The sequence below is a fragment of the Vibrio sp. Vb0937 genome, assembly GCF_033338855.1.
In genome coordinates this window covers 1-1111 of the sequence record NZ_JAWOTK010000378.1, presented here as the reverse complement: position 1 = coordinate 1111, position 1111 = coordinate 1, and the positions used below count along the sequence as shown (strand labels likewise).

Sequence of the window (1111 nt, the reverse complement as noted above, 5' to 3'; positions counted from 1 at the left end):
ACGATTTATCAGCTCAATAGCGATTTACAAAAACTGCACGGTGAGGGTAACGACCTCATATCTTTTAGTGACTCCAATCGTTCGCACCTCCCGATCACCGCTTGGCCGGACATGCTATCGGCCGACATTGCCTTTTGGCGCAAGCACCAACACTGGTTGTTGCAAAGTAATGATCCGGTCACTGCAACTAATGAAGACGACTTGAGCGTGAATTATAAAATTCCGCTCAATTACATCAATCAATACAATGGTGAACATTTACGCCTGTTCTACGGGTCTCGCCTCGTTTATGCGAGATTGTTCAGTGCCCTGCACTACATTTTGAATCACGTTAAATCGGTGATCGAAGATTGGAGCCACGATCGCTACCCCTATCAATTACCCATAGAACTGTACATACCAACGATAAGTGAGCCGCAATCGGCAGTACGAAATACATATCACCATTTCAATAGTGCTAACTATCAATCACTTAAAAACTATTTCCAGCAACACTATTCAAGTTGGATTGAAGAGCAATATCTCAATTGGATGTTCGAGCTCAACACACAACTTAATCACCAAACCGCCGCCACTTACATCATTGAATACGAGGATGAACTTGGCATTCCGCGTGTCGACTTTATTTGCAAAAACGAAAACACTTTGCGGATGATTCGCCCCGCTCATTTTGTTGAAGACATGCGACAAATGGTGAGGTCGACCGATTATCTTGATCACCAAGTACAGCAAGTCGCGCTCAGAATCGAACGGCAATGCCGAGCGAAAGGATGGTAAATAAAGGCAGGTACAACGTTAGGGAAATTCGAATAACAAAAAGCCATCTTCTAAGCTTGATCATTAGAACGAGAAGTTTGAACGGCGAGAAGACTCAACGGATGGATAAACGCTATGCTATCGATAAAACAATTATCTTATGCCTTGGCTGTCTCAAAAACGCTGCATTTTCGTAAAGCAGCAGATTTGTGTCATGTTCGCCAATCAACGTTGAGTACAGGCGTCAGTGAACTGGAGCGTCAGCTAGGCATTAAGATTTTTGAACGGGACAATAAAAAAGTGCTCGTCACGCCACTTGGTCGTGAAGTTTTAGACAAAGCCAGCAACATTATGC

The 1111-nt window shown here is 43.7% G+C and carries 2 protein-coding genes; both read left to right on the top strand.

Translation table 11 applies throughout. From position 1 onward, the window contains the following. Positions 1–777: hypothetical protein (locus tag R7P67_RS25855; RefSeq protein WP_318086457.1), on the top strand; the 777-nt coding region annotated here is incomplete at its 5' end. A 114-nt stretch (positions 778–891) separates the two neighbouring features. After that, positions 892–1111: LysR family transcriptional regulator (locus R7P67_RS25850; protein ID WP_318086456.1), on the top strand; the 220-nt coding region annotated here is incomplete at its 3' end.